The sequence below is a fragment of the Brevundimonas sp. genome (genome assembly GCF_018608325.1).
GTDB lineage: Bacteria > Pseudomonadota > Alphaproteobacteria > Caulobacterales > Caulobacteraceae > Brevundimonas.
In genome coordinates this window covers 29,724-56,325 of sequence record NZ_JABAZW010000129.1, presented here as the reverse complement: position 1 = coordinate 56,325, position 26,602 = coordinate 29,724, and the positions used below count along the sequence as shown (strand labels likewise).

Below are 26,602 nucleotides of genomic sequence, written 5' to 3'. Positions count from 1 at the left end.
GATGGAGACGGCGCTCAGCCGCCGCTATCTGGCCTACGCCCTGTCGACCATCACCAACCGTGCGCTGCCTGACGTGCGCGATGGCTTCAAGCCCGTGCACCGGCGCATCCTGTACGCCATGCACCAGATGCGGCTGAACCCGCAGGCGGCGGCGCGCAAATGCGCCAAGGTCGTCGGTGAAGTCATGGGTGGTTATCACCCGCACGGCGACGCCTCGATCTATGAGGCCCTGGTGCGTCTGGCCCAAGATTTCGCCCAGCGCTATCCGCTGGTCGATGGTCAGGGCAACTTCGGCAACATCGACGGCGATAGCGCCGCGGCCATGCGCTACACCGAGTGCAAGCTGACGCCTGCCGCCGTTCTGCTGCTGGAAGGCATTGATCAGGACGCAGTCGATTTCCGCCCGACCTATGACGATCAGGACGAAGAGCCCATCGTCCTGCCCGCCGGGTTCCCGAACCTGCTGGCCAATGGTTCGTCCGGCATCGCGGTCGGCATGGCCACCTCGATCCCGCCGCACAATGTCGGTGAACTGATCGACGCCTGCCAGTTGCTGCTGGAACGACCCGAGGCGACGACGGCGGAACTGGTGCAGATCGTGCCGGGACCGGACTTCCCGACCGGCGGCGTGTCGGTCGAGGGCGCGGCTTCGATCCTGGACGCCTATGAGACGGGACGAGGCGGGGTGCGTCTGCGCGCCAAATGGATCGAGGAAAAGCTCGACCGCGGCGCCTATCAGATCATCATCACCGAGATGCCGTATCAGGTGCAGAAGTCGCGCCTGATCGAGGCCTTGGCGGACCTGATCGAGAACAAGAAGGCGCCGCTGCTGGGCGATGTGCGCGATGAATCGGCGGAAGACATCCGCCTGATCCTGGAGCCCAAGAACCGCACCATCGAGCCTGAGATGCTGATGGAAAGCCTGTTCAAACTGTCTGATCTGGAGGTCCGCTTCCCGATCAACATGAACGTGCTGGACGCCAGCGGCACGCCGCGCGTCATGGGTCTCAAGGAATGTCTGCGGGCCTTCCTGGATCACCGCCGTGAAGTGCTGAACCGCCGTTCGGAATGGCGGATCGCGCGGGTCGAGAAGCGTCTGCACCTGTTGGAAGGTCTGCGGATCGTCTTCCTGAATCTGGACGAGGTCATCCGCATCGTCCGTGAGGAAGAACAGCCCAAGGCCGTCCTGATCGCACGTTTCGGTCTGACGGAGGTTCAGGCCGACTTCATCCTAGACACCCGACTGCGCCAGTTGGCGCGTCTGGAAGAGATGACGATCGAGAAGGAATTCAATGAGCTGTCGGAAGAACTTGCCAACCTGAAGGCGCTGACGTCGTCGGAAGGCAAGCAGTGGAAAGCCATTTCCAAGGAGTTGGAGGCGGTTCGCAAGGCGCTGATCTCGCCGCGTCGGACCACCATCGCCGACGCCGTGGATGCATCGGCCTTCGTGGCGCCCGAAGCCTTCATCCCGCGCGAAGCCATCACGGTCATCCTGTCGGAGCGCGGCTGGATCCGCGCCGCCAAGGGCAAGGTCGAGGACCCGTCGGAGTTGAAGTTCAAGGAAGGCGACCAGCTGGCCTATCTGGTTCCGGCCTATACGACCGACAAACTGCTGGTCGGGGCGTCGGACGGGCGTATCTTCACCATCGGGGCGGACAAGCTGGCGTCCGGTCGCGGGCACGGCGAGCCCTTACGTCTGATGATCGATCTGGATGAGAACGCCCAGATCATCAACCTGCTGGCGCACCAGCCGGGCGGCAAGCTGCTGATCGCGTCCAAGGCCGGTTATGGCTTTATCGCGCCGGAAGACGACACCCTGGCCCAGAAGCGTGGCGGCAAACAGGTGCTGAACGGCGACCTGCTGGCCATGCTGCGTGTGAATGGCGACCACATCGCCACCATCGGCGAGAACATCAAGACGCTGATCTTCCCTCTGGCCGAACTGCCCGAGATGGGCCGCGGCAAGGGCGTGCGCCTGCAGAACTTCAAACAGGGCGGCTTGGCCGATGTCGCGGTGTTCAACGCCGAGACGGGACCGGAATGGGCGGATGGCGGCGGACGGCGTCGCAACTGGCCCGACTGGAAGGACTGGCTGGGCAAGCGCGCGGGGGCGGGACGTCAGGGACCACGCGGCATGCGCAAGTTCCGCGCGTGATTTGTCGCACCTGACCTGTCACGATTGTCACTAGGACGGGGAGCCGACGCTCTCCATATTCCGCATCGAATTCTGGAGGAGACCTAATGATCACCTTGATCATCATCGGCGTTGTCGTCGCAGTCGTGCTGTTCGCCGTGGTGGGCGCCTATAACCGTCTGGTGAAGCTGGATCAGTCGGCCAACCAGTCGTTCGCCGACATCGACGTGCAGTTGAAGCAGCGTCAGGACCTGATCCCGAATCTGGTCGAAACGGTGAAGGGCTACGCCACGCATGAGCGCGGCACGCTGGACGCCGTGACCCAGGCCCGCGCCGCCGCCGCTGGCGCGCGCACCGTGGACGACAAGGTTCAGGCCGAGAACATGCTGACGGGCGCCCTTGGCCGTCTGTTCGCCGTCTCGGAGGCCTATCCGGACTTGAAGGCCAACACCAACTTCCAGCAGCTGCAGATGGACCTGTCGGACATCGAGAACAAGCTGGCCGCCGCGCGCCGCTTCTTCAACAATGCAGTCGGTGAGTTCAACGCCGTGCGTCGCCAGTTCCCGACCGTCCTGTTCGCCGGTCTGTTCGGCTTCGGTTCGGACAAGCCCTTCTTCGACGTGGGCGATGGTGAACGCGCGGCCCTGAACGCCGCCCCGCCGACGGTGAAGTTCTAAGCGTCAATGGCTGTCTTCGGTCAGGCCGTCGGCCTGCAGACCCACATCTGGCAGAACAATACCCGGTCAGTGATCCTGCTGGCCGGGTTCCCGGTTCTGCTGGTCGGCATCCTGTTCGCCGTTCAGGTTCTGATGATGGGGTTCGGCATTCTGCCCAACTCCGGCGGCGATCTGGGGCAGGATCTGGCGCTGGCGGCGTCCATGCTGGGCTGGACGGTTCCCTTTGCCGCCATCGCCGCCGCCATCTGGTTCGTCATCGCCTATTTCGGCAACCAGATGATGATCGACGCCATGACCGGCGCGCGTGCCGTCGAGCGGCGCGTCGAGCCTGAGCTCTATAATCTGCTGGAGAACCTGGCGATTTCGCGCGGCATGAAGACGCCGACGCTGCGGATTATCGAAAGCCCGGCGCTGAACGCCTATGCGTCGGGCCTGCACGAGGGCAACTACAGCGTCACGGTCACGCGGGGTCTGATGCACACGTTGAACCGCGACGAGCTGGAATGCGTGCTGGCCCACGAACTGACCCACGTCATCAACAAGGACGTGCGGACCATGGTGATCGCCTCGATCTTTGCGGGCATCATCAGCGTGATCGCAGAACTGATCTTCCGGGGCCTGTTCTACATGCGCAGCGGGCGCGACCGCGATAACAAGAACGCCATGCCCCTGATCCTGATTGGTCTGGCGGTCGGGGCGATCGGCTTTGGTCTGGCGGCGGTCATCCGCATGACCCTGTCACGCACCCGCGAATATGTGGCCGATGCAGGTGCGGTTGAGCTGACCAAGAACCCGGACGCCATGATCTCGGCCCTGCGCAAGGTGTCGGGTCAGTCCAAGCTTGAGGCGCCGGACGAACTGCGCGGCATGTTCCTGGACAACACGGCCAACAAGTCGGAGTTCTCCAGCCTGTTCGCCACCCACCCGCCTATCGAGAAGCGAATCGCGGCCCTGATCAAGTTCGCAGGCGGGCGTGACGAAGGGCCGTGGGGGGCGACGTCATCCGTGCCGGTGACGCCCTCACGCGCCAGCACCTCGGTGCCGACGACCTGATCTTAGGGCAGGCGCTCCCAGCCCAGCGGCCTGAGCGCCTCCATCGGGCGGAAGTCGGCCTTGTAGTCCATCTTCTCTGAACCCTGGACCCAGTAGCCCAGATAGACGAACGGCAGGCCGACGATCTCGGCCTGCCGGACGTGATCCAGAATGGCGAACCGGCCCAGACTACGTTTCAGCATGGTCGGGTCATAGAAGCTGTAGACCATCGACAGGCCATCGTTCAGCAGATCGGTCAAGGTGACCGCAACCAGATCGCCGGGGCCGGCGTCGGTGGACGGCAGGCGGTATTCGATCAGGTGGGTGCGGACCGCCGTGTCCTCGACCATGGCCACATAGTCCAGCCAGCCCATGTCACTCATGCCGCCGGTCGGGTGGCGGGTGGTCAGATAACGGCGCAGAAGCTGGAACTGTTCGGTCGTGGCCTCGGCCTCGACCAGACTGCGCGACAGGTCGTTGTTGCGGGCCAGAATGCGACGCTGCGACCGGCTGAAGGTGAAATCCGCCACGGGCAGGCGCACCGAGACACAGGCGTCACAGGCCTCGCACGCCGGGCGATAGGCGATGTTCTGACTGCGGCGGAACCCGGCGACGGTCAGTTCGTCATTGACGTGGGCGCCGTCGGTGAAGGGCAGGTTGGCGAAAACCTTTCGCTCCGTCTTGCCCGGCAGATAGGGGCACGGCGCGACCGAGGTCATGTAGAACCGGAGCTGTCTTGTCGGTACGTGCTGCGTCACGGCCTTAGGTCCGCATCCGATCTTGCCAATATTGCGACAGGTCCGTCGCGTGGAGACAATTTTCCGCCATTCGGCGCTGGGCTGCAAGCGGCTTCGCGTTGCAGCCGAACCGGATCACAGCGAGGTGTCCATCGGCAGGACCGGGGCTTCACGCAGCAGGACGATGGCGATGCGGCGATTGCCCGCCAGCGAGGGATCGTCAGGATAGAGGGGATCAGACCCGGCCTTGCCCGACACCGAATAGATGCGGTCCGGGTCGACCCCGGCGTTCTGCAGCACCAGACGCGAGCCGTTGGCCCGTTCCGACGACAGGGTCCAGTCGCCCGGTGCGCTGGCGCGGTTCGACCCGGCGGTGGCGCTGGTGTGGCCGGTGATGGAGATGCGGTTCGGAAGCTGGTTGATGACCTTGGCGATGGCGCGGAGCAGAACCTGAGCCCGGGCGTTGGGGCGCGGCGAGTTGTTGTCGAACATCGAACGGCCCTCCTGATCGACCAACTGGATGCGCAGCCCCTCGGGCGTCTGATCCACGATCAGCTGTTTTGAAAGCTCGGCCAGTTCCGGCATCGACTGCATGGCCTGGCGCAGGGATTCGGCGGCGCTGGCGAACTGTGCGGTCTCGCGGCGTTCAATCTCGGCCTGAAGCGCGGCGTCGCTGGCGGAAGTCAGATTGGCGCTGGCGCCGGGGCTGGACGCATCGGGCGGCGCCTGCAGCGCCAGTTGTTCGATCACGGACATGGAGCCGGAGCTTTTCGATCCGTCGTCGCCCAGGGCCGTGCCGCCCAATATGCCGCCGGACCCGGATGTGGCGGTGGAGACGTTGGCGGGGGCGAAATACTCGGCGATGCCGCGCTTCTGCTCAGGGTCGGTCGCATTGATCAGCCACATCAGCAGGAAGAAGGCCATCATGGCGGTGACGAAGTCAGCATAGGCCACCTTCCACGCGCCGCCGTGGTGGCCTCCGCCGGAGACCTTCTTGACCTTTTTGATGAGGATCGGGCGATCGCTCGCGGGCATGGCTGGGCATCTCGACGGCTGGTGTCCCATTCTGACCCGCCCAAGGTTAACCGCGCGTTGCGCTGCATCTGCCGCTTGAACCCTGCGACGACGCGGCCTAGTCGGGGCGAGGACAAAGGAGCCTGTCATGAAGATCGCATTCGCCGGCCTGGGGGTCATGGGCGCCCCGATGGCGCGTCATTTGGTCAATGCGGGGCACGATGTGATCGGCTTCAATCGCACGACCGCCAAGGCGCAGGCCTGGGCGACGGCGACAGGCGGCCGGTTCGCGCCGGCCGTGGCTGAGGCGGCTAAGGGCGTCGAACTGTTCATTCTGTGCGTCGGCAATGACGATGACGTCCGCGCCGTGGTGACCGAGGCCCTGCCGCATCTGGCGGACGGTGCGGTGATCGTGGATCACACCACGACCTCGGCCAAGGTCGCGCGGGAAATGGCGCAATTGGCCGAAGGACAGGGATGCTGGTTCGTTGACGCCCCGGTGTCAGGCGGTCAGGCGGGCGCCGAGAATGGTCAACTCAGCGTCATGGCGGGCGGCGATGCGGCGGCTCTGGCCAAGGCGGAACCGGCGCTGCAATCCTATTCCAAGGCGATCAAGCACATGGGATCGGCAGGGTCCGGCCAACTGACCAAGATGGTCAACCAGATCGCCATTGCGGGTGTTGTGCAGGGATTGGCCGAGGCGGTTCATTTTGCACAGGTCGCCGGTCTGGACACCGACGCCGTCTATGAGGCCGTGTCCAAGGGCGCGGCGCAAAGCTGGCAGATGGACAATCGCTGGAAGACGGCGGTGAAGGGCGAGTTCGAGTTCGGCTTCGCCGTCGACTGGATGCGCAAGGATCTGGGGCTTGTTCTGGACGAGGCGCGCACCAACGGCGCGATCCTGAGCCAGACCGCCCTGGTCGATCAGTTCTACGCCGAGGTCCAGGCCATGGGCGGCAATCGCTGGGACACCTCCAGCCTTGCGGCACGCTTGCAGGATCGCAAATAGCGCTAGGATCTGTTGGCGCCTACTGGGCCACCACGAGACGAGAGCGATGATTTTGCTCTTAGTTGATTTCCATGTGCCAAGGGGTTGAAGCAGGGTGACATGCTGGCTTAGGCATCTGGCTTAATGTTGTCTCGGATCTCCGGAGCTCCAAGCTACAGATGCGACCTCTCAAGACCGCGGCTTCTCGTAGAAATTTTCTTTCTGGCCTTGGCCTATCGGCCCTGATGGGCGCCGGAGTCTTCGCCATGCCGTCTTCCGCCAAAACCCTGCACTCAGTGCAGCGTCATCGCCAGCGGATCGAGGATCTGATCGGCGCCATGACGCTGGAGGAGAAGGCTGGGCAGTTGAACCTGCTGGCCGACCCCTTCCGCTGGCTTCCCAAGGCGGTGAACCCGCTGGACGGACAGGGCAATCCGGCCCGCGTCACGGCCCTGATCCGCGAGGGCAAGGTTGGCTCCCTGTTCAACGGCGTGGGAGCCGAGGCGGGGCGTCGCATCCAGCAGGTGGCGATGGAGGAAAGCCGCCTGAAGATCCCGCTGCTGTTCGCGGCGGACGTGATCCACGGAATGACGACCATCTTCCCGGTGCCGCTGGGCGAAGCGGCGTCGTTCGATCCTGATCTGTGCCGCCGCACGGCCCGTGCGGCGGCGCGTGAACTGGCGGCGTCTGCGGTTCACCAGACCTATGCCCCGATGGTGGACGTGGCGCGCGACCAGCGTTGGGGGCGGAATGTCGAGGGCGCAGGAGAGGATGTACTGCTGAACAATGTGCTGGCGGCGGCGCGGGTGCATGGCTTCCAGGGCGACAAGGGGCTGGACGATCCCGAAGCCGTTCTGGCCACCGCCAAACACATGGCCGCCTATTCCGCCGCCATCGGTGGGGTCGACTATAATACGACGGACATGAGCGAGCAGACGTTGCGCGGCGTCTTCCTGCCGCCGTTCCGGGCCTCGGTCGATGCAGGCGCGCTGGCGATCATGAGCGCCTTCAACGATGTGAATGGCGTCCCGGCCTCGGGCAATCGCAAGCTTTTGACCGACATCCTGCGCGGGGAGTGGGGGTTCGAAGGCTTCGTACTGTCTGACTACACCTCGGAACAGGAACTGGTGGCCCACGGCTTTGCCGAGGACGCCCGTGACGCCGCGCGTCTGGCCTTTAACGCCGGGGTCGATGTGTCGATGGTGTCGGGTCTCTATCTTGAGCATCTGCCGGGACTGGTCCGGTCCGGTGAGGTGTCGATGGCGCGGGTGGACGAGGCGGTGCGCCGCGTCCTGACCACCAAGGCGGCGCTGGGCCTGTTCGACGATCCCTATCGCGGCACGGACACGGAACGGGAACGGGCCGTGGTCGGCGCCCGCCAGCACGTCGAACTGGCGCGTGAGGCGGGCCGCAAGTCGGTGGTCCTGCTGAAGAACGACAACAATCTGCTGCCGCTGGGCAAGCGCCAGAAGATCGCCCTGATCGGTCCGTTCGCCGATGATGTCGACAACGTCTGGGGGCCGTGGTCGATCTGGGGCATGCCCGAGCGGCGTGTGTCGCTGGAGGCCGGGTTCCGCGCGGCGATGGATGATCCTTCGCTTCTGACCATTGCGCGGGGTTCGGGGATAGAGACGCCGTTGAATGGCGGCATCGAACAGGCCGTCGCCGCCGCCCGCGCGGCCGATGTGGTGGTGCTGGCCATAGGTGAAGGCCAGCAGATGTCCGGCGAGGCCCAGTCACGCACCGAGATCGTTGTGCCCGCACCCCAGCAGGCCTTGGTGGAGGCGGTGGCCGCGACCGGCAAGCCCATCGTCATCCTGTTGCGCAACGGTCGGGCGCTGGCGCTGGAGGGCGGGGTCAAGAATGCTCAGGCCATCGTCGTGACCTGGTTCCTGGGCGAGCAGATGGGTAACGCCGTCGCCGATGTGATCTTTGGCGATCATAGCCCGTCGGCGCGCCTGCCGATCAGCTTCCCGCATCGTTCGGGCCAGCAGCCTTATTCCTATGACCGCAAGACCACGGGCCGCCCCGCCAATCCCGATCTGGCGCAAGAGGAATACAAGGCCCGCTATCGCGAGACGCCCAATACCGCCCTCTATCCGTTCGGCTTCGGCCTGACCTATGGCGACATCGCCTATGGGCCGATCGAGATGGCGACGGACCAGTTGCAATGGGCGGGCACGATCCAGATCAGCGCGACCATCACCAACCGTGGCCGCCGTGAGGCCGAGGAAGTGGTCCAGATCTATATCCACGACCGCGTCGCCAGCCTGACCCAGCCGGGCCGCCTGCTGAAGGACTTCAAGCGAATCCATCTGCGCCCCGGCCAGCAGGAGAAGGTGACCTTCACCCTGAACCCGCGTCAGCTGGGCTTCATCGGGGCGGACGAGGCCTATCGGATCGAGCCGGGGCTGTTTGATGTCTGGATCGCGCCGCACGCCCAGGGGGGCGTCGCCTCTACATTCCGACTGATTGGGCCGGTCGCGGTCGCTGAGAATCAGTGATCCAGCGTGAACGGATAAGAGTGCGAAGGCAGCGTGTCCCCAGTTTCAGGCAGAAAACTTAGTTCCTGACGCGCACCCTCTGTTCGGGGGGGTTGTCGTGGCAGGCGGAGCAGCTGGCGGCGAAGGCGAGGGCGGAGTTGTAGGCGCGGTCTGCGTTGCCTTGTGAGGCGGTGGCGATCAGCTGGTCCAGCGCCTGCTGGTTCTGGCTGGACAGGCTCAGGGCGCGGGTGTCGCCTGCGCTGGTCCAGTAGGCGTGTTCTGCGGTCAGAAGCGGCTTCAGGCGGCGCGCGTTCTGCAGAATGACATTGGTCTGGTTGGCGTCGGCGGCTTCCAGCAGGGCCTGTTTCAGGTCCTCGGCGCGCAACATCCGGTCCAGATGGGCGGCGTGGGCGGCGCGGGTCACGGAGGGGGCGTCGGTCGCCTGGGCCCCGCCGCGTGTCGCAAAGGTCAGGCCGATGACCGTCAGGGCCAGAAGGCCGATGCGCAAGGGGCGGTCGATGGCGGTTGATCTGGACATGGACGGCGGCCCTGAAAGCATTACGGCACGCACATTTCCGCCTGCCCGCGCCCGCGCCCAATGGTCTTGGGGCATGTGGATATAGCCATCGGTCATTATCGCCACCCTCATGCTCCAGCCTAGGCTGGCGCCCACAAAGGTCGGATCGAGCGCGCCGCGTCTGGCGGCGGGGGCCGAGAGAGATGGGTAAGATGAAACTGCGTGCTCTTGTTCTGGGATTGGCGTTGACGGCTTCGGTCGCGGCGCCGGCGTCGGCCCACCATTCGTTTGCGGCCATGTATGACGCCAACCGGCCGATCCGCCTGGTCGGCCGTCTGACCAGCGTGGAGTGGACCAACCCGCACTCATATTTCCACCTTGAGGTCCGCGATGCTCAGGGCCGGGTCACGACCTGGTCGTGCGAAGGGGCGGGGCCAGGCGCCCTGTCGCGCCGCGGCTTCAGCCGTTCGGACATCAGCGTGGGCGACACACTGGTCGTTGACGGCTATCTGGCCAAGAGCGGCGGCCGGATCATCGATGCGCGTCGCATCACCCTGCCGGACGGCCGCAGCGTCAGCGGCGGCACGCCGGGCGACGGCGGCCCTGGTGATGCAGCGCCTCGCGCGCCCCGTCCTCAGGCCTGACGCCGGACAGAACGAGTGGCGAGTCTGATTCAGGCGGGTGAAGCGATCCCGCCGTTTATTTCGGTCATCTACAACAGCCCGCTGGCGACCCATGTGCGCGAGTCGGAGATCACCTTCCCGTTGCTGCAGACGGCCCATATTCTGGGCATTCTGCTGATGGTCGGCTCCATCGCCATTGTCGATCTCAGGATCCTGGGCGTGGTGCTGAAGTCGCGGACGGCGGCGGAGGTGGGCAAGAGCCTGCTGCCGCTGACCTGGATCGGATTCATCATCATGTTCCTGAGCGGCGGGTCTCTGTTCGCCGCTCAGTCGGGCAAGATCTACGACAACATCTTCCTGCAGGCGAAGCTGGCCCTGTTGGTGTTCGCGGGTCTGAACGTGGTGATCTTCCACGCCACCACCTACCGGTCGATCGCGACCTGGCCCGCATCGGGCGCGCCGCGGTCCGCCAAGGCGGCTGCGGTTCTGTCGCTGGTCCTGTGGGCCGCAGTTGTCGTGACGGGGCGTTACATTGCTTATTTCTGAAACCCCTTCCGTGTTCGAAGACCTGTTTCTGTCGCTGGGCGACACCGGCGTCGGCCTGTTCCTGGCGGCATCGACGCCCAGTTTTGCGGCGGTGCAGTCCTTCCACCTGCTGGGTCTGGCGCTGCTGGGCGGTTCCGCCTTTGTGACGAACCTGACGGTGCTGCGCGTGGTGTTCAGGAAGGCGGAGCCGGCACGGATCGCCGCCTCTCTGTTCCCGTTGTTCCTGACAGGGCTGGCCACCATGGTGGTGTCGGGCGTCTTGCTGGTTTCAGCAGGGCCGCTGAAATACTGGCTGAATCCGCTGTTCGGGCCGAAGCTGCTGGTGCTTCTGTTTGCGGTCATCGCGCAGCTTCTGCTGTATCCGGTTCTGCTGCGCTGGAAGGTTCAGAAAACGACGTTGCTGTCCAAGCTTATAGCGGCCGCTTCTATCCTTATATGGATAGTGGTTGCTGTTATTGGTCGCTGGGTCGGTCTTATATAATCGCAAGATATAGACCTTCGAAAACATCATAACCTGAACGACTTACGTCTATTATTCGATCTGTTACCGACTGTTCTTCAAAGCCGTGTTGGCGGACCAAGGGGAACAGGTCATGAGCAAGTCAGAAACAACCCGCCGCATCGGCCGATATGGCGTCAGCCTGATCAGTCTGGGCGCGGCGCTGCTGGCCATGGGTGCGGCGGGTGCGGCCTCCGCCCAGCAGGCGACGACAGAAGCGGCGGTGGTCGGCGAGGTCGTCGTCACCGGCGCCCGGGCCTCGGGCCGCACGGTCGAGAATGCGGTGGCGCCGATCGACGTCATCAATGGTCAGGCCGTCGAACTGGCCAACAAGGCCAATGTGCTGGAACAGCTTCAGGCCAATCTGCCGTCCTTCTTCGTGCCGAACGTGGCGACGCCCAATATCGGGTCGATGGTTCGTTCGGGCCAGTTGCGCGGTCAGAACTCGGGTCACACCCTGGTGCTGGTCAATGGCAAGCGCCGCCACTCGACGGCCTTCCTGGGCGCAGGCGGCGAGTCCGCCACGGCGCCGGTCGATCTGTCGACCATCTCCAGCGCCTCGATCCGGCGGGTCGAGGTTCTGCGTGACGGCGCCTCGGCCATCTACGGTTCGGACGCCATCGCGGGCGTCATCAACATCATCACCGACGACAGCCCCGAAGGTGGCCGCGCCTCGTACCGTTATGGTGAGTTCGCGGACGGCGGCGGCGAGACCAGCGTCTTCCAGTTCAGCCAGGGCTTCCGCATCGGCGAGGCCGGTCACCTGCGCCTGAGTGGCCAGTACGACGACCAGAAGATCGTCATCCGCAACAGCCCGGTGAACCCGGCGCTGCTGTATTATTTCCCGATCAATCCGATCACCGGCAAGGAGATCCTTCCGGCGGGCAATCTGGAGAGCAACCCCAGCCTTCCTGCAGGCGCCATTCCGAACCCGAAGGAAGCCACGCGCGACAACAACGCCTGGATCAACTCGGGCAAGGCGCCCTTCACCCTGTCGTCCTATTCGATCGATTTCGGCCTGCCGCTGAACGACAAGGTCGAGACCTACGCCTTCCTGACCTATGCTGAACGTGAATCCAGCGCGCCTCAGAACTTCCGCACGCCGAACCGCAACGCCAACGTCCGCGCCATCTATCCGAATGGCTACACCCCCGTCGAAGCCATCGACGAGACGGACTACTCGGGCCTGTTCGGCATCCGCGGCAATGATCTGTTCGGCTGGGACTGGGATCTGAGCTCGGTTTACGGCGAGAACTCGATCGATGTGAACGTCCACAACTCGATCAATGTCACCTATGGCGCGGCCAGCCCGACCTCCTTCTATATCGGCAACCACAACTATTCGGCCTGGACCAGCAACTTCGACCTGCGCCGCAGCTTCCTGATCGCCTCGATCCCGACGGATGTGTCGTTCGGCGTCGAGCATCGCCGCGAGCAATACCAGCTCGGCGCGGGCGATGCGGCAGGTTACACCCACGGCGGGGCCAAGGTTCTGGATGGTCCGAACGCGGGCCAGACCCTGTCCAATTCCTTCGCCGTGTCCCAGGCGCTTCCGGCCTATCGCCCGGACGAGGAGCAGAACGTCAAACGCGACAGCACCTCGATCTATGTCGGGGTCAGCGTCACCCCGGTTGAGGCCTGGTCGGTCGATCTGGCGGTGCGGGGCGAGGACTTCTCGGACTTCGGCAGCAAGGCGACCTGGCGCGTGTCCAGCCGTTATGACTTCAGCCCGCGTTTCGGCGTGCGCGGAACGGTGAACACCGGCTTCCATGCTCCGGCGCTGGCGGCCCTGTCGTACCGTTCGGTCGGCAACGCCAACACCTCGACCAACTATACGCTGGCGGTCAGTTCTCCCGAGGCGATTGCTCTGGGCGCCAAGCCGCTGCAGCCGGAAACCTCGACCAACTACAGCTTCGGCGTGGTGGCCAAGCCCTTCTGGGGCGTCAATCTGGCGGTCGACGCCTTCCAGATCGAGGTCGAGAACCGCATCACCGCCCTGGGTCAGGTCAATGCCGCGGGCGCCCGCTGGCTGGACAATCCCGCGAACGGCACGCCCGCGCCCGGCCAGTCGGTGTCGCAGCGTCTGACCAATGGCCGGATCAATCCCGGCGACGGCATCAGCTATCTGCTGAACTCGTCCGACATCCGCACGCGCGGGGTCGAGATCACGGCGGACAAGACCTTCCTGTTGGGTGACCACAACATCCTGAACCTCCCCGCAGGCAGCCGCCTGAACCTGTCGTATGCGGGCAACTTCCTGAAGCGCGAACTGACCAAGATCTATGACGCGCCGCCGGTCCTGACCGCCTATAATCCGAACATCACCCTGCTGAGCGCGGGGGATGCGGTGAACCTGACCAACACCCTGCCGCGCGAGCGTCATATCCTGTCGGGCAGCGTCAATGTCGGCCGGTTCAAGGGTTTTGTGCGCCAGAGCTACTGGGGTGAGCTGCCGCGTTCGGGCGTCGTGCCGGCCGGTTCGGCCAACGCCGGGTCGGAGATCTTCTATGACATCGGCAAGATCTGGACGACGGATCTGAGCCTGTCCTACGACATCCGTGAGAATGCGACCCTGACGGTGGCGGGCAACAATATCTTCGGTACCAAGCCGGAGAAGACGCCTGCGCCGCTGCAGGCCTTCACCCAGCTGTGGAGCTACGGCAACAACGGCGCCATCGGGGCCGAGGGCGCCTTCTGGTCGATCAAGCTGGACGTGCGCTGGTAGGACCAGCGCCGTCAGCCGAACAGACGAAAGGGCGTCCCGGTCGGGACGCCCTTTTGCATTGCAGGCTTAGGATTAAAGCTGACGTCAGTTGAGGGGCGTCGCCGTCCAGATGGTCGTGGGATCGCGCTGCTGGGCGACCAGAAGCTTGGTCTTCAGATTGGCGCCGTTCTGACCCTCGACCTCGAACAGAACCTCAATGGCCTGATCATCGCGGATGCGGGGCAGGGACTTCAGCACCGACGGGGTGGTCATGGCCTCTGCGACACCGGACAGGCCGATGTCGCGTGCGCCCGCGATGATGCTGATGGTGTTGCCGGTCGGGCCGGGGAAGCGGGTGAAATAGCCATAGTCGCGCACCAGCCCCTGCGGCGGCGGAACCAGAGCCGCCTCGCTTTCGTAGGTGCGGCCCGCCTTGTGGTCGATGATCTGGTCGAAACTACCCCCCACCGTCAGCCGCCCGCCCCGGAAGGCGGGATGGCGCACCGGCCCCAGGCCGCTGAGATAGCCGACATAGACAACGTCGTGATCGCGCAGCATCTGGGGCGACACCTGTGATGCGCCAATGATCTGGGCCGACGGATGGCGCGCCATCAGAGGGGCCAGATCCTGCAACGCCGTCGCCACCGAGGTTGGCAGATAGCGCAAGTCCAGATCCATGTAGCGATAGTGCAGGTCGTCGTTCTCCATCATGTACTGATAGAGTTCGTCCCGCGAGTTGATGAAGAACTCACGCGTCAGGCGCACGACCTGACCCTTCTCGTCGGTGTCGCCGAAGATGTAATAATCGCCCAGAACGATCAGCAGGGGCGCAGCAGCGCGCTCATAGACGCTCCACGGACTGGCCCACAGAAACCCCTTGGGCCGGGACTGCACATAGGTCGCCGCGCCCCAGCCCGCGATATGGGCGACGCCCAGACCTGCGGCCCCGAGAAACAGTGACCGGCGCGAGACGGCGATCTTGCCGACGGGCGTCTGGGCAGGCGGCTGTCGCTGGCTGTCCTGAGACGTATGGAGGGCGGCAGGCGACTGCGCGCGCGTTGGCTCGCCTTCGGTGGCTGAGGCGGCCTCGACCACCAGACGGTATTCGCCGCGCGGCAGGGCCAGACGCTCAGGCCCGCTGAAGCCGTGACGCAGGTAGAAGTCGTCCAGCCGCTTGCGCAGCCGGTGGATGTTGACCCGGACCACGGCGTCCTGACCGGGAATGAACTCGCGTCCCCGGTTGAAGACCTCGCTGGCGATATCCGTTTCGCTGGGCGGATCGGCGTCGGCGGAGCGTTCGACCAGAAAGTCGAACAGGCGCGTCAACTGGCCGGGGCGTCCCAGGACGCCGCTGCGGCGGATGCGATCGGCGTCGATGGACAGGGCGGAGGGTGCTGCGGCGTCCGTCATGTCGCGCGCCGCATCGTGCGGCGCAGGCGGTGGCGTTTCATGGTTCGTCAGCCGCCTGAATCTCGGCCAGTTCTTCCGCCGATACGACTTCGAAATCGCCGGACAGGCGCAGATGAACCACCACGGCACCCGCCGAGTCATTCTTGAAATACCAGCCGTGCAGACCGTCATAGGGCACGGTCACGGCGCCGTTGCTGAACAGGCCGCTGAACTTCTGATAGCTGACGTCCTCGCCGGTGCCGGGTTCGACGCCGTGTCCGAACAGGTCGGAATAGAACTCCTCCGGCTCGGTCACGCCCGAGACGGACCAGGAATAGAGCAGCGGCGTTCCCGCCTTGGCGCGAACCAGCCATTCGATCCAGTGCCCGGCCTCGTCGCCGGAGTTCAGCGGGATGTTCACCGACAGGGTGCGGTAGGGTTCGGCGGACAGGACAGGGCGGGCGCCAGCGTCTTCTGCACGCACGGCCGACCCGGCGAAGGCCAGGCAGGCGGCGGCTGCGCCAGCCAGCAGAAGCGACCAGGCTGGACGGTGATCGCGCGGATGTGCGGCGGTCTTGGCTGGCATCTTGAGGGTTCCCCTTGGTGCGGACCTGCCCCCTGCGGCGGTCACTGCTGTTGGCTGGAACCCTAGTCCAGTGCGCCCGTCGGACCTTGGCCGTTTTCCTAAAGCGAGGCGCAGGCTTTCTAAATCCACGCCGCGTCAGGCCGCCGTGCGGGGCTCGGGCATATGCATATGACGACAAGCATTTTCACTCGCGCGAGGCCGCCAGACCATAAGCCGGAATGCCGATACGCCCGCCTGAAAGGCTGGGCGTCGATCCGGCGAGCGAAGGGGAGCGACTTTGACGCATTGGTTGAGATCAGGCCGAACGAGGCGAGGGGGCGCGGCCCTGGCTGTGCTGCTGGCGGCGACCGCCGTCGCAGGTCATGCCGCCGCCCAGACGCCTCCGGCGCCACAACAGATTCTGGGTCTGCCCTACACCGGCCCGGTGGTTGCCACGCCGCGCGGCGCGGACGGCAAGCCGGTGCTGACCGGCTATTGGAAACTGCTGCACGAGGACGGCAAACCGGACGGCAATCTGGCCAAGGATGAGCCGGGTTTCGCACCACCCCTGACGGCTGCTGGCCACGCGGCCCTGGCCTTCAATCAGACGGTGATCGACCCGGAAGCCCGCTGCCTGATCACCGGCGTTCCGCGCCTGCTGACCAGCGTGCTGCCGTTTGAAATCCTGCAGACGCCGGATCGTCTGGCGACGCTGCACCAGCTCAGCTGGCACCGCTGGGTCTGGCTGGACGGCCGTGCGCGCGACCCGGAACAGGACCCCAAATATCTGGGCAACGCCCTGGGCCATTGGGACGGCGACGTTCTGGTGATCGAAAGCTCGGGCTTCCACGACAGTTCGGCGGGCAATCTGTGGCTGGACGACAACGCCAATCCGATCAGCTCGGACGCGGTGGTGGTGGAGCGCTGGAGCCGCCCGGACCGCAATCACCTGAACCTTGAACTGACCTATACGGACCCGCGCTACTACAGCCGTCCGATCACCTATCGCCGCACCTGGGTGCTGGCGCCGGAAGGCGAGCACCTGCAGGAGTTCTCGTGCGAGTGGAATACGCCGTGGATCCTGAAGCATCTGGAGCGCGGCCCCGGCCCCATCGGGGCGAACGGCAACCGGGGTTACGGCCCCAACAACCAGATCACGCCTGACCTGCCGCTGGGCGCGGTTGAGGGCTCGCGTGGCGTTGGCTACTGGCTGTTCCGCGCCAACAAACCCAAGCCGTCTGACCCGCCGGTGCAGCCGTGAACCAGAGCCTGAACATGAAACGCCGCCTTGCCGCCTGGTTCTGCGCCGGCTCCGTCGTCGCCCTGGCCGTCACCGCAACGGCCACCGCCTATGCCCAGCAGGCCGCCCCGCCGCCGGAAGAGGAATCCTCGGTCGCTACGCCCGGAACCCTGCACACGGGGCCAAAGGTTGCGACGCCGCTGGGTCTGGATGGCAAGCCGGATCTGTCGGGTCTGTGGCGGCCTGTCCGCACACCCGGCCTGCCGGGCGGCAATATGGGTAAGGACGAGCCGAACTTCATCCTGCCGTTCAACGCTGTCGGCCTGCGGGCGCTGGTCTACAGCCAGAACCATACGGTCGATCCGGAATCGATCTGCATTCTGGGCGGCATCCCGCGCCACAACGCCAGCGGTCTGGCGTTCGAAATCCTGCATACGCCAGAGCGGTTCGGCACCTTCTATAACTACAACACCCACCGGGTCGCCACGATCGGCAAGAACCTGACCTTCCCCGCGCATCTGACGCCGACCTATTTCGGCACGGGGCTGGCTCACTGGGAGGGCGATGTTCTGGTGATCGAGACGCGGGGGCTGCGGGACAGTTCGCGCGATCGCATCTGGCTGGATGAAAACGGCAACCCGACCAGCAATCAGACAGTGGTGATCGAGCGCTGGTCGCGCCCTGACTATCATACGCTGAACCTGGCGATGACGATCACGGACCCGAAATACTACACCCGTCCGATCAGCTTCAACCGGACTTGGACCCGTTCGGATCGCGGTCAGGGGCAGGGCGAATATCCCTGCAACGAGACCAACAACGCCGCCGAACATATCGGTCCCGGCGCCGGGGTCATCGGCCCGGATGGCAATCGTGGCTTTGGCTACACCAATGCGGTGTTGCCTGACGCGCCGCCCGGACCGGAAGCCTATGCGGATGTTCTGGACAAGAACTGATCCGTAAAACCGGCGCCGACCAAAGGCCGCCATGCCCCGCGCATGGCGGCCTTTTTGCTGTCCGGTCCGGGGGTGTTTTTGTCGGCGTGACACGTCTTTTCAGCGTTACAACCCGTAACGTTACGGAACAAAAATAACATATAAATAACAATACATTGGACGATTTTCAGCGCCTCTACGCCTCCGATGTTTACGGGGGTTCCATCAATGAAGTACGCGTATGTCGCCTTGGCGACGAAGGCTTTGCTCCTGGCTTCGGCAGCGTCCGCCATGGCCCAGAGCGCGCCGCCCAAGAGAGAGCCAGACAGCCGGGCTGCCGTGGTCGATGATGTCGAGGTCGTCGCCCAGAATCTGGAGCAGACCCTTCCGCTGACGCTGGCCAGGTATGGCTCGCCGCTGGAGATCGTCACGGCGAAACAGATCAAGGACGCCGGTCTGGTCGATGTGGTCCAGGCGCTGGAGCTGCTGGTTCCCGGCGTGACGGTCAGCACCCAGGCGGGCGCCTTCAGCTATGCCAACATCTCGTTGCAGGGCTCGCGCAACAGCGATGTGCTGTGGACCATCGACGGGGTCCGTATCGGCAACCGGCTCTATAATTCCACCAGCCCTGCCGACACGCTTCCGGCCTCGATGGTCGAGCGGGTCGAGGTGCTGAAGGGTGGGCAGGGTCTGTTCTATGGCACCCAGGCGGTGGCAGGCGTCATCAATGTGGTGACCCGGCCCTTCACCGAGGAATGGAAGGGTGCAGTCTCCGCCGGTCTGGATTCCAACGACGGCTCGCACCTGAACGGATCGGTCGGCGGCGGCATCGGGCGTCACCGGGTCGTCCTGTGGGGATCGCGCGATCAGTCGGACGGCTATGAGCTGTATGACGCCTATCAGCCCAACACCGAGCTGAAGAACCGCACCTATGATGTGCGCAGCCTGGGCCTGAAATACGGATACGCCTTCACCGACGATCTTCACGTGACGGCTCAATACATCCTGACCGACGCCAAGCTGGACTATCCGTCGGTGCGCGGCGTGTCCGTCAACGACCGCAAGGAAACCATCGCCATCGGGCGGCTGGACTATACGCCGTCGGACCGGGTCCAACTCTATCTGAAGGCCTATCACCACCAGTGGGACACGGATTACTACACTCGTCCCGCGCCCTCGGCCTATTGGGGCTATGAGGACTTCGGCCTGAATGCGATGGCCGAGCTGAAGCTGAACAAGGGGCTGGCCTATACGGTCGGGTACGAGTTCCAGAACTATCGCGGGCGTGACGACGTCCTGCTGATCGCGGGCGAGACGGAACAGGTCCATGCCGCCTTCGGTCAGATCCGCACCACCGACGACTTCTCGCGCAAGCTGAGGCTGGCGGCGGGCCTGCGGTTCAACAGCACGCCCAAGACGGATTCGACCGTCTGGAACCTGTCGGGCGCCTATGACATCACCGACAATCTGCATTTCGACGCCATGGTCGGGACGTCCTTCCTGCTGCCCGACGCGCAACAGCTTTACGGGATCGACCTGTGCTGCTCGCGTGGCAATCCGGCGCTGAAGCCGGAGGAGAGCTTCAACGTCAATCTGGGCCTGTCCGGGCGGATCGGGGATCAGGCCTGGCTGATCTCGGGTTGGGATCGTCGGATCGACAATCTGATCACCAGCGACGCCTCCAACCCGCCGGCGGGTTATCCCAGCCTGTTCGTCAACATCGACGCCGAGGTGAAGGCGCGCGGGTTCGAGGTCACCACGCGTGGTCCGATCGGCGCGGGCTTCAGCTATCTGCTCAGCTACACCTACAGTCAGGAGCGGGCGCGCGGAACGAATGTCCAGATCGCCGGGCGGCCTGAACATTCGGGCAAGGCCAGTCTGTCATGGCGCTCGGATGGGCCGTTCGGCGCGGACCTGTCGGCCAAATACATCGGCCAGACGGAAGCGGTCGTCTCGGGCTTCGGCACGCAGGCCTACGGCGATTACTGGGTGGCTAATCTGGGCGCCCACGCCTGGCTGGACCCGTCGAAGCGTACGCGCCGCCTGAATGTGCGCGTCGAGAACCTGTTCGACACCCACTACGCCACCTCGGCGGCGTCGGCGGTGCTGACCGGATCATCGCCCAGCACGCGGTTCCTCTATCACCGTCTGGGCGCGCCCCAGACCTTCTACATCAGCCTGAGCCAGAGCTTCTGACATCATGATCAGGCTGCTTTCTCGTGGATTGCTGGTGATCCACCGCTACCTCGGCGTCGGCGTTGGTCTGCTGATGACGCTGTGGTGCCTGTCCGGCTTCGTCATGCTCTATCAGGGCTTCCCCTCCCTGACGGATGCAGAGCGGCTGGAGGGATTGCAGCCGCTCGACCTGTCGGCCTGCTGCGATCTGGATCGTCTTGCGTTCAAGGACGATCAGGTCGTGCCGAGCTTCCGGGTCGAGATGCTTAACGGCGATCCGGTGATCCGTTTCTCCGGTACGCCGCGTCGCGGCGCCGCCGTCCAGAACGCACCCAAGGGATCATACAATCTGCGCACCGGCGAGCCCGTGAAAACGCTCAACGACGCAGAAGTTCGCCAGGTCGCCGCTGAGTATGCGGCCCGGCATGGTCTCGAAGGCGTTCTGGTCGCGCGGCGTCTGGACAAGGTCGATCAATGGACCATTCAGGCGGGCCGTCGCACGCCCCTCTATCAGATCGCCGTCAATGATCCCGCGGGATCGGAAATCTATGTCTCGGCCGCCTCGGGTGAAGTGGTTCAGGACACCAACCGGCGCGAGCGGGTTCTGTCCTGGTTCGGCGCCATTCCGCACTGGCTGTATCCGACCGTGCTGCGTTCGGATGCGGCCCTGTGGACCCAGGTGGTGATCTGGACCTCGGTGGCGGGCGTCTTCCTGACCGTGACGGGCCTCTATGTCGGGATTTCCCGGTTTGGACGGCGCAAGAACGGACGGTGGTCGCCGTTCCGGGGGCTTTGGTACTGGCATCACATCATCGGTCTGGTGTTCGGCCTGTTCACCCTGACCTGGGTGCTGAGCGGTCTTCTGACCATGAACCCGTGGGGCCTGCTGGATGGAACGCCCAATAATCTGCGGCGCTCGCTGACGGGAACCCATACCTGGGCCGAGGCCAAGGGGCTGATCGCGACGGTCGGTCATTCGTCGGCGCCGGGTCGAGGTGTGGCCCAGTTGCGGTCATCGACCTTTGGCGGCGAACTGTCGGGCGTGACCGTCGGGCCGCAGGGGGTGGTGCAGCGCTGGACCGTCGAGGGACCGGCCAAACCGCTGGAGGGCGCCGCCGTTCGCGCGGTCATCGAGGCCGGTTCGCCTGCACCCATCGCCCAGTTCGACCTGCTGACCAAGGCGGACGCCTATTATTACGGCTTCAAAACGCCGGTCGCCTGGCCCGTCTATCGCGCCATCCTTAAGGACGATCAGGCCACACGCCTGTATGTCGATCCGCAGACCGCCGAGGTGGTGCGTATCGCCGACGCCACGTCGCGCGCCTCGCGCTGGTGGCGAAACGGTCTGCACAGTCTGGACGTGGTGCGCGCCCGCCCGCTGTGGGACGGTCTGGCCATCCTGCTGCTGGCGGGGGTGACCCTGGTGTGCGGCACTGGCGCCTGGATGAGCATTCGCCGCGCCAAACGCGATCTGAGCGCGCTGCGCTGGGGGCTGGCTGATCTCAGCAACCGCCTCGTCGGACTTGCGCGGCGGGGAAGGCGGTGACGTTGCTGGGCGGCGGCGCGGGGGTAGGCGTCGGGTGGAGTGGGACGACAGGCTCGTGCGCCTGAACATCGCTCCACCACGGCGCGGGCCGGTCGGGCAGGGGGCGGCCGTCGCGCAACAGGCGGCTGATGTCCTGCAGCGAATAACGCGGCGCCAACAGACGCAGCAGGTCCAGCGTATAGCGTCGCGCCACCGTGTCCCGGCGGAGCACGGCCCAGGCGGTGCAGGTCGGCAGCAGGTCGCCGATGTCGATGGCGACCAGGTCCGCGCCGTCGCTGGCGTTCACCGCCATCTCGGCGATCAGGCCGACGCCCAGACCGGACCGGACGTAGCTCTTGATCAGTTCCGGGTCCTGCGCTGTGCCAACGAAGCGCGGTGACAGGTTCGACAGGGTGAAGGTGCGCGACACGCTGGAGCCCGGTCGCGCCATCGACGGATAGGACACCAGCGGATGCTCGGCGATGTCGGCCAATGTGATGGCGCGTCCCAACCGCGTCAGCGGATGTCCGGTCGGCGCCAGCAGGGTGCGCCGCCAGCGATACAGCGGGATGGCGGGCTGCCCGACGGTTTCGTTCGCAGTTGCGCTGACAACGGACAGGTCGACAGACTCGGATTCGGACGTGGCCGCGGCCGGGTTCTCGCTGAAATAGGACTGGCGGATGCCCAGCGCCGGATACTGGGCCTTCAGCACGCCCAGCACGCGCGGCAGGAACAGGCGCGCCTGGGTCTGGGTGGCCAGGATATGCAGTTCGCCGTCGCTCTGTTGCTGGAAATCGGCGGCCAGGGAGCGGATGTTGTCCGTCTCGACCAGAACGCTGCGGGCGCGTTCGATCACTTCGACGCCTGCGGGCGTGGTGCGCTCCAGGCTCTTGCCCTTGCGCACAAAGACCTGAAATCCAAGCTCGTCCTCCAGCAGTTTCAACTGCTTGGATATGCCAGGCTGGGTCGCGTTCAGACGCGCCGCCGCCGCCGTGATGTTGAGGTTCGCATCGACGACCGCGATCAGATAGCGAAGCTGGACCAGCGTCATCGCGTCAGTCCTGACCGCGATTGATCCTGAAATCCCTTGATGCGCACTGTGACTGTTCCCCTTCCGGACCGGGAAAGGGGAGACCCAAGGCCAGCCTGACGCCGCCCTGTCTTCTCCTCATCCCCCGTGCCTTTGTGGAACGAGGAAAATCTACCGGAAAGCTAGGAATTGTTACGGTTGCAACAGCAATTCTAACGTTACATTTCCGGTTGCAGCATTCTGCAACCTGGGAATTTGCTGTGTTAGCAACATGCCCGACCTGGTGAAGTGGTTTGGACGTCAAAAAGAGGGGGCAAAATGCCCTTTCTGTCGTCTCAGTTGGATCAATCGCACCGCTTCAATATAGATCGTTGTTCGCCAATGGCGCTTGGGGAGCCGACTTAAATATCGTGCTTGTCGCGGCGTCGTACGCCCATCAGCAATCGCTGTTCCAGGCGGCCGCGCAGGGCGGCGTAGTAGGCGCTGAGGAAGTCGGAGTCGCGGTCGGCGGTGCGGGACCAGTCGATCTTGGCCGCGATGCGGTCGGCGACGGCCTTCATGGTCTTGCGGTCACGCTGGCGCAGGACGGTTTCAAGGACGTGCAGTTCCTTGGCGCCATAGGCGTCGATCTGGGCGGGTGTGAAATCGTAGGCGGTCAGGCGAATTGATCCGTCGTCGGCCATGTCGCGGGTCAGTTTGCGCTTGGGCGTACGCACGACCCATGTGCCGCCAACGAGGTCGCCTGCGCGCAGACGATCCTTGTTGAACAATGGGAAGAAGACGAAAATTCCGGCCCAGACCAGGGCGAGCAGGTACATACAGGCATCGACGCCCTGACCGGAGCGACTGATCAGCAGAGACAGGGGCAGGAAGACTTCCAGTTCGCGTAGCGCATTGCGGGCGAACACCGATTCCGCCTTCAGCCGCCCGCCATCGCGTGAAGCCACCCGCAGACCCATGATGCGTTTGCCCGGCGTGGCCGCCGCGGCGGACAGTTCGAACCCGGTGAAATAGAAGTTCCGCAGCACGAAGAAGACCAGCAACCAGATCACCGCGACGATCTCTGCGCCGTGTTCACCGCCGCCGGTGAGCGCGCCGATGCCCATGACGACGGCGATGATGGTGAAGGCGATCAGCACGCCGATGATGATGGCGGCGTCCAATAGAAAGGCCGCCGCGCGCTGCCCGGCTTCGCCGATGTTCAGGCGCAGATCGACGCCTTCGGGCGTGACGAAGGTGCGTTCTGTTCCAGCCTTTAAGACGGGGTCAGCGGCCAAGACGGAACTCCCTGCGAGGGAAGTAGAAGTAGGCAGCCCAGATCAGGGCAGTGACCGCCGCAACGCTGTAACGAAGCCCGGTGTGGACGATCAACTGGCGACCAAACCCTTCCAGCAGGCCCGCAAAGAACAGCATGACCACCACGCCGCCCATGACGATGGCGGCGGTGCGCCCGGCCTCGACTGCGGCGTCGAGCCGCCGCCTCTGGCCGGGGAAGGCGACGGCCCAGCCGATACGGAATCCTGCCGCGCCCGCCAGAATGACGGCGAACAGTTCCGTGACGCCGTGGATCAGCAGCCAGCCGCCGACCTCGACGCCCAGACCGCGAGTGGCGAACAGGGCGACGAAGGCGCCCAGCGTTGCCCCATTATAGAGGATCAGCATTCCGGTCGGCAGGCATAGGGCGAACCCCAGCGCGAAGGCCAGGATGGCGACCTGAGCATTATGGGTGAACAGGAAGGCGGCGAAGATGGACAGGCCGCCGCTGCCATCCGATCCGTCCAGCGTGGAGCGCAAGGTTTCGATTGAGGCGGCGGGATCGCGCCCGCCCGCCATCTCACTCGGCACGAAGGCGTGGAACCATTCCGGTTCATGCAGCACCAACCATCCGGCGACTACGGCGCCCAGCAGCATTAGGGCGGTTGAAATCAGCGTCTCGCGCCATAGACCGCGCACGGCCTTGGGCCAGTCGTGACGGAAGAAGCTGGTCAGGCGATCCTGAAGCGTCGCGCGCGATCCATAAACGAAGAAGTAGGCGCGGGCAGACAACGTCTCCAGATATTCGACCAGACCCAGGTCCAGCGAGGTCTCACGCGCGACAGAAAGGGCTGACAGGGTCGAGCGATACAAAACCGGAATGGCCAGGATTTCCTCGTCCGTCAGCTTCGACGCGGAGCCTTTCTCGGCCTTGGTCATCAACTGTTCCAGACGTCGCCAGTCGTTCTCGCGCTGCTGGCGGAACCGCTGGCTTTTCAGCAGTTGGGCGGGACGGACATCGGTCACAGCAGGTCCTTCCGCTTCAGGTCGAGGTAGGCGTTGATGACTTCCGGCCCGATACGGTCGGCGGGCGTATCGACGATATGGGCGCCCATGCGGCGCAGGCGGCTGACCACCACATCTCGCTCACGCAGCAGCGATCCGGCGACGACGGCGCGCGATACATCTTCTGGCTCGGATGGCTCGGCGGCGGCGAGAGTTTCCAGTTCTTCGTCGCGCATGACGACGAACAGGACGAGATGGCGGCGCAGCAGGCGGCCCAGAGACTCGATCATCAGTTCGGCTGCGGTGGAGTCCGTGAAGTCGGTGAAGACGACCACCAGCGAGCGGCGCTGCAACTGGCCCGCCAACGTGGACAGGGCCAGGGTGTAGTTCGTCTCGTTCGTGGAATAGTCGATGCGTCCGGCAATCGCTTGCAGGCTGCGGAAGGCGTTGAGGCCGCCCAATGCGCCGGTCGTGACGCGCGGCGCGGAATCGAAGGCGAACAGACCCGCCCGGTCACCGGACCGCAGGCAGGCGTAGGACAACAGCAGGGCCGCATTGATCGCGCGGTCTATGCGGGGGATGCCGTTTACCGGCTCACAGGCCGAGCGTCCGCAATCCAGCGCCATGATGACATTGTGGTTGCGCTCGGTGCGGAACTCCTTGGCCAGCAGAGCGGCGTGGCGCGCCGACTGTTTCCAGTCGATGGCGCGGCGATCCATGCCCGCCTGATAGTCACGCAGGGACTGAAACTCGGAGCCTTCGCCCATCTCGATCTGGGTCTTGGCGCCGAAAAGGGCGTCGCGGGCAAACAGTCGTACGGCCTGATCACGGACAGACTGGAGATCAGTCAGAACCGGGGCGGGCAGGTTCAGGCTGAAAACCTTCTGCTTCCACGCCAGACCTAGCGGACCGCGCCAACGGACCCAAAGGTTTTCAAGCTGAGCCGTGCCACGCCGTTCGGGTGTGAAGGGGAAGGCCAGAATGGCGGACCGGTCCTCGACTACTGCCTGTCGGGACATTGCGTTCAGGCCCAGGCGAGCATCGGCGGATGCGGAGGCTTCGACGGCGTGCGGCGCCGGACCCTTGCTCGCAAATCGAACAACGAAGCCTGCCACGCCGGGGCGACCGACGGCAGCGCGGACAGGTTCAGGCGCGTCGAGACTGAGCCCCGTGCGTGATCCGGTGCGCAGGGCGTCGACAACAATCAAGGCGAACAGGGCGATGATCCAGATTGGTCCGGCCAGCCAACCGGCAGGCGTCAGCACGCCGGCCAGCAGCGCGACAGGCGCGCCTGCGCCCATGACAATCACCGCTCGCCGCGTGGGATAGATCACCGGGGCGCCGCGACCCGTTCGACCAGACCGGCCAGAACCTGGTCCACGCGACGCCCTTCAATCTCGGCGGCGGGTGACAGGACCAGACGGTGACGCAGGGCGGGAAGCGCCAGAAGTTTTACATCGTCGGGAATGACATAGTCGCGACCGTCCAGAGCGGCGCGGGCGCGGGCGGCGACCGCCAGCATGGCGGCGG

Annotated in this window: 22 protein-coding genes and 1 pseudogene; 13 read left to right on the top strand and 10 right to left on the bottom strand. The window is 64.7% G+C overall.

Annotated features, from left to right (window positions below):
- The first annotated feature begins 1 nt into the window (after position 1).
- From parC to QZ281_RS12700, 3 genes are all read left to right on the top strand, one after another.
- A complete protein-coding gene (parC, locus tag QZ281_RS12710; protein WP_292228908.1) occupies positions 2-2,155 on the top strand; it encodes a DNA topoisomerase IV subunit A in 2,154 nt (717 codons plus the stop codon).
- A gap of 86 nt (positions 2,156-2,241) precedes the next feature.
- Positions 2,242-2,811: a LemA family protein gene (locus tag QZ281_RS12705; RefSeq protein ID WP_292228906.1), complete on the top strand. Its 570-nt coding sequence runs from the start codon at positions 2,242-2,244 to the stop codon at positions 2,809-2,811.
- Between the two features lie 6 nt (positions 2,812-2,817).
- A complete protein-coding gene (locus QZ281_RS12700; protein ID WP_292228904.1) occupies positions 2,818-3,864 on the top strand; it encodes a M48 family metallopeptidase in 1,047 nt (348 codons plus the stop codon).
- A gap of 2 nt (positions 3,865-3,866) precedes the next feature.
- On the opposite strand, the gene QZ281_RS12695 is transcribed toward QZ281_RS12700, so the two are convergent.
- Positions 3,867-4,601, bottom strand: coding sequence for an arginyltransferase (locus QZ281_RS12695; protein ID WP_292228903.1), 735 nt, complete (start codon positions 4,599-4,601; stop codon positions 3,867-3,869).
- 114 nt (positions 4,602-4,715) lie between these two features.
- Positions 4,716-5,615 carry a flagellar motor protein MotB gene (locus QZ281_RS12690; protein WP_292228901.1) on the bottom strand — a complete coding sequence of 300 codons (900 nt, stop codon included), beginning with the start codon at positions 5,613-5,615 and terminating at the stop codon, positions 4,716-4,718.
- A gap of 127 nt (positions 5,616-5,742) precedes the next feature.
- Here QZ281_RS12690 and QZ281_RS12685 point away from each other — a divergent pair, with 127 nt between their 5' ends.
- Both QZ281_RS12685 and QZ281_RS12680 read left to right on the top strand, forming a co-directional pair.
- Positions 5,743-6,603 carry an NAD(P)-dependent oxidoreductase gene (locus QZ281_RS12685; protein WP_292228899.1) on the top strand — a complete coding sequence of 287 codons (861 nt, stop codon included), beginning with the start codon at positions 5,743-5,745 and terminating at the stop codon, positions 6,601-6,603.
- A gap of 245 nt (positions 6,604-6,848) precedes the next feature.
- Positions 6,849-9,086, top strand: a complete 2,238-nt coding sequence (locus QZ281_RS12680; protein ID WP_292228897.1) for a glycoside hydrolase family 3 N-terminal domain-containing protein — start codon at positions 6,849-6,851, stop codon at positions 9,084-9,086.
- A gap of 58 nt (positions 9,087-9,144) precedes the next feature.
- Here the strand turns inward: QZ281_RS12680 and QZ281_RS12675 are convergent, their stop codons facing one another.
- Positions 9,145-9,603 carry a hypothetical protein gene (locus tag QZ281_RS12675; RefSeq protein WP_292228895.1) on the bottom strand — a complete coding sequence of 153 codons (459 nt, stop codon included), beginning with the start codon at positions 9,601-9,603 and terminating at the stop codon, positions 9,145-9,147.
- Positions 9,604-9,794: 191 nt separating this feature from the next.
- On the opposite strand from QZ281_RS12675, the gene QZ281_RS12670 reads away from it, so the two are divergent.
- The 4 genes from QZ281_RS12670 to QZ281_RS12655 all read left to right on the top strand — a co-directional run bounded on the left by QZ281_RS12670 (position 9,795) and on the right by QZ281_RS12655 (position 13,975).
- Positions 9,795-10,226: a DUF6152 family protein gene (locus tag QZ281_RS12670; protein WP_292228893.1), complete on the top strand. Its 432-nt coding sequence runs from the start codon at positions 9,795-9,797 to the stop codon at positions 10,224-10,226.
- Between the two features lie 15 nt (positions 10,227-10,241).
- Positions 10,242-10,751 (top strand): DUF6644 family protein, encoded by a 510-nt coding sequence (locus QZ281_RS12665; protein ID WP_292228891.1) that lies wholly within the window; start codon positions 10,242-10,244, stop codon positions 10,749-10,751.
- 10 nt (positions 10,752-10,761) lie between these two features.
- Positions 10,762-11,232, top strand: a complete 471-nt coding sequence (locus QZ281_RS12660; RefSeq protein ID WP_292228889.1) for a DUF6644 family protein — start codon at positions 10,762-10,764, stop codon at positions 11,230-11,232.
- A gap of 112 nt (positions 11,233-11,344) precedes the next feature.
- A complete protein-coding gene (locus QZ281_RS12655) occupies positions 11,345-13,975 on the top strand; it encodes a TonB-dependent receptor (protein WP_292228888.1) in 2,631 nt (876 codons plus the stop codon).
- An 84-nt stretch (positions 13,976-14,059) separates the two neighbouring features.
- On the opposite strand, the gene QZ281_RS12650 is transcribed toward QZ281_RS12655, so the two are convergent.
- Together QZ281_RS12650 and QZ281_RS12645 are read right to left on the bottom strand one after the other, a co-directional pair.
- Positions 14,060-15,364, bottom strand: a complete 1,305-nt coding sequence (locus tag QZ281_RS12650; RefSeq protein ID WP_292228886.1) for a hypothetical protein — start codon at positions 15,362-15,364, stop codon at positions 14,060-14,062.
- Between the two features lie 37 nt (positions 15,365-15,401).
- The gene (locus QZ281_RS12645) at positions 15,402-15,929 is read right to left on the bottom strand and encodes a hypothetical protein (protein ID WP_292228884.1); all 528 of its coding nucleotides are present in this window, start codon (positions 15,927-15,929) and stop codon (positions 15,402-15,404) included.
- 277 nt (positions 15,930-16,206) lie between these two features.
- On the opposite strand from QZ281_RS12645, the gene QZ281_RS12640 reads away from it, so the two are divergent.
- From QZ281_RS12640 to QZ281_RS12625, 4 genes are all read left to right on the top strand, one after another.
- Positions 16,207-17,169 (top strand): hypothetical protein, encoded by a 963-nt coding sequence (locus tag QZ281_RS12640; protein WP_292228882.1) that lies wholly within the window; start codon positions 16,207-16,209, stop codon positions 17,167-17,169.
- A 14-nt stretch (positions 17,170-17,183) separates the two neighbouring features.
- Complete coding sequence (locus tag QZ281_RS12635; protein ID WP_292228880.1) at positions 17,184-18,104, top strand: hypothetical protein; 921 nt, start codon at positions 17,184-17,186, stop codon at positions 18,102-18,104.
- A 207-nt stretch (positions 18,105-18,311) separates the two neighbouring features.
- A complete protein-coding gene (locus QZ281_RS12630; RefSeq protein ID WP_292228878.1) occupies positions 18,312-20,279 on the top strand; it encodes a TonB-dependent receptor in 1,968 nt (655 codons plus the stop codon).
- Positions 20,280-20,283: 4 nt separating this feature from the next.
- The gene (locus QZ281_RS12625) at positions 20,284-21,804 is read left to right on the top strand and encodes a PepSY domain-containing protein (protein WP_292228876.1); all 1,521 of its coding nucleotides are present in this window, start codon (positions 20,284-20,286) and stop codon (positions 21,802-21,804) included.
- On the opposite strand, the gene QZ281_RS12620 is transcribed toward QZ281_RS12625, so the two are convergent.
- The 5 genes and pseudogenes from QZ281_RS12620 to QZ281_RS12600 all read right to left on the bottom strand — a co-directional run.
- Positions 21,761-22,834, bottom strand: coding sequence for a LysR substrate-binding domain-containing protein (locus QZ281_RS12620; RefSeq protein WP_292228874.1), 1,074 nt, complete (start codon positions 22,832-22,834; stop codon positions 21,761-21,763). The two genes, QZ281_RS12625 and QZ281_RS12620, sit on opposite strands and share 44 nt — an antisense overlap.
- Positions 22,835-23,214: 380 nt before the next feature.
- Entirely contained in the window at positions 23,215-24,090 is an 876-nt protein-coding gene (locus tag QZ281_RS12615; protein WP_292228872.1) for an RDD family protein, read from the bottom strand.
- Complete coding sequence (locus QZ281_RS12610) at positions 24,080-25,093, bottom strand: stage II sporulation protein M (RefSeq protein WP_292228871.1); 1,014 nt, start codon at positions 25,091-25,093, stop codon at positions 24,080-24,082. Before QZ281_RS12610 ends, QZ281_RS12615 begins: the two co-directional genes overlap by 11 nt.
- Positions 25,090-26,406 carry a DUF58 domain-containing protein gene (locus tag QZ281_RS12605; RefSeq protein WP_292228869.1) on the bottom strand — a complete coding sequence of 439 codons (1,317 nt, stop codon included), beginning with the start codon at positions 26,404-26,406 and terminating at the stop codon, positions 25,090-25,092. Before QZ281_RS12605 ends, QZ281_RS12610 begins: the two co-directional genes overlap by 4 nt.
- Positions 26,403-26,602: pseudogene (locus QZ281_RS12600) on the bottom strand (magnesium chelatase); the annotation flags it as partial. The pseudogene QZ281_RS12600 and the gene QZ281_RS12605, both read right to left, overlap by 4 nt.